Below are 2567 nucleotides of genomic sequence, written 5' to 3'. Positions count from 1 at the left end.
TGTGTTCACTCCTGAGATATTCGATTGTATCAAAGATGCCGGAGCGGGCGTTGGTGGGGAGATCCAGCTCACAGACGGTATACGCATGCTCAATGATATGCAGAAGGTCTATGCTTACAAGTTTGCAGGGAAGCGATATGATACCGGGGACAAGTTCGGGTATGTGCAGGCGGTCATTGATTTTGCGATATGTAATGAGGACTTCGGGCCTAAGGTAAGGGACTATCTGAAGACCATTCCAGATATGTGATCGTCTGTAATCCCCATCAAATATTCTTTTTTTCCGCTACTTACTAATATCATTGTGTAAAACCTACTCTTCAGGTGAAAACATTGGAAAGTAAGATCAAAGGAAAAACGTGGGTGTTCGGCGATGATGTCGATACTGATGTCATTATCCCTGGTAAGTATCTCAGGACAACTGATATGCAGGTTTTCGCTGACCATGTGATGGAGGGCATCGATCCTGATTTTTCGAAGAACGTCCGCAAAGGCGATGTGGTCGTTGGCGGAAGCAATTTTGGTTGCGGTTCTTCAAGGGAGCAGGCAGCTCTTGCTTTAAAATATGCGGGCGTTTCCTGCGTTATCGCTAAGTTCTTTGGTCGTATCTTCTTCCGTAATGCTATCAATGTAGGTCTTCCTCTCATGGAAGCTGATATTGAGTGCAATGAAGGTGATACTGTTGAGGTCGATCTGTATGAAGGATTGGTGATCGTTAACGGTAAAGTGTTCAAAGGCAACACGCTTCCTGATTTCCTTCTTGAGATATTGACCGATGGTGGTCTTGTAGAGCACAGGAAGGCTTTACAGAAAAAGGACCAATAAATGATATTATGATATTTCCTGATGAGTACAAGTGTGTCGGTGTGACCGGGATATCCCCTGATGAAGTGCATGAGGATATCATCTATTTCCTTTCGGACTACATGATCGTTGAAGATCAAATAAGTGAGTCTGAGATCGAATATTCCGTTTATCATGTGAATAAGAAAGGAACTGACCTTCTGCGTGAAATTGAGAGCATTGAGCTTATCGCTTCGAAGGGACAGGTCATAAAATATGAACGGCAACTGAACATAAAGGACAGGACACTTCTTATCGATACAGCGGTGGAATTGTGCAAAGGCGATGTGAACACTGTAATTTTTACAGGCGTTGATAATCACGTGACCTTTGTCCACTGCCCGTCATTATCTGAAATAGTAGAGATCGAGATAGTCGATGTCATACCTCCGGTCCCTTCGTGGCTTTCCCATGTTATAAGACGGCTCGAAACGAGTGGTATTTTCGGGGACCTTGGAGTTCGTTTTACCGAGAATGTCATTGATCTTTCACAGTTCGAGGGTGAGAACACTGTGTTCCCATGCTCATGTTCCGGTCTGAAGGGCAAGTTCCTTGATTGCGATTCTGTCATGGAAGATGGGGCATTGCTTGTTGGCTGTGAGATCTCAAAAAAACTTTTCGAGACGCGTTTTCCTGATATCAGCTATTCAATGGTGAACATCTGTCCTTTCAAATCCGATATTTTCAAACCGACAAAGCCTTTCATCACCCGATGTTGCCGTTCGGAAAAGTCAGGAAGGGTCACCATCAATGGGGTGGAAGGGGCAGTGGTCCACTGGGGTGCTTCGGAGTATTTCGTTTCAGAGGCCGTCAGGGACCTGACGCTTGATATTGCAAAGAAAAGGGCATGATCTTATGGTTAAAAAAATGAGGGTTGCGATAGTTGAAGGCGATGGTATCGGGAAAGAGGTAATTCCTGCGGCAGTAGAGGTTCTTGATGCGCTTGACCTTCCCATTGAGAAGGTTCCGCTTGAACTTGGATATGGTAAATGGGAAAAATACGGTGTTGCCATTGATGAGAACGATCTCGAAATACTGAAAAGCTGTGATTGTGTTCTATTCGGTGCGATCACCACCCCTCCTGATCCGAATTACAAAAGTGTTCTTCTTACCATTCGTAAGGAACTTGACATGTATGCTAATATCCGCCCGATAAAACCGCTTCCCGGGTTGATCGGTGTGACAGGAAAGAATGATTTTAATTTTGTGATTGTGAGGGAGAACACTGAAGGGATGTATTCTTCCATCGAAGAGATACACGATGATGTGGCATACACAAAGCGGGTCGTGTCACGTAAAGGGTCCGAGCGTATTGCAAGAAGTGCCTGTAAACTGGCAAAAGAGAGAAAGAATGAGCTTACCATCGTACACAAATCCAACGTTTTGAAATCCGATACACTTTTCCTTGGTGTTTGCCGGGAGGTTGCTGCCTCTGAAGGCGTGGAGTACGGGGATATGCTTGTGGATGCGATGTCATATAGTCTGATGTCATATCCTGAAAGGTATGATGTGGTGGTGACCACTAATCTTTTTGGTGATATACTCAGTGACATGTCGGCAGCCCTTGTCGGCAGCCTTGGTCTTGTGCCCAGTGCAAATATCGGCGATAAATATGCTTTTTTTGAACCGGTACATGGCAGTGCTCCGGATATCGCAGGAAAAGGGATCGCAAATCCAATTGCGGCTATCCTTAGTTTGAAGATGATGCTTGAATGGATGGGCTA

General features: G+C 45.0%; 3 protein-coding genes and 1 pseudogene. All 4 read left to right on the top strand.

Annotated elements, in window-relative coordinates; all coding sequences use genetic code 11:
* A pseudogene (locus QAS77_RS11505) lies at positions 1-250 on the top strand (UTP--glucose-1-phosphate uridylyltransferase); the annotation flags it as partial.
* Between the two features lie 83 nt (positions 251-333).
* Complete coding sequence (locus QAS77_RS11500) at positions 334-825, top strand: LeuD/DmdB family oxidoreductase small subunit (RefSeq protein WP_305065697.1); 492 nt, start codon at positions 334-336, stop codon at positions 823-825.
* An 8-nt stretch (positions 826-833) separates the two neighbouring features.
* Positions 834-1694: a DUF7714 family protein gene (locus QAS77_RS11495; protein ID WP_305065695.1), complete on the top strand. Its 861-nt coding sequence runs from the start codon at positions 834-836 to the stop codon at positions 1692-1694.
* Positions 1695-1710: 16 nt separating this feature from the next.
* On the top strand, positions 1711-2567 hold an 857-nt coding region (locus QAS77_RS11490), incomplete at its 3' end, for an isocitrate/isopropylmalate family dehydrogenase (RefSeq protein ID WP_305065699.1).

Source organism: Methanococcoides sp. (assembly GCF_030594565.1).
In the GTDB taxonomy this organism is placed as follows: Archaea; Halobacteriota; Methanosarcinia; order Methanosarcinales; family Methanosarcinaceae; genus Methanococcoides; species Methanococcoides seepicolus.
The sequence above is the reverse complement of the archived record's forward strand: the minus strand, read 5'-3'. Positions and strand labels throughout refer to the sequence as shown.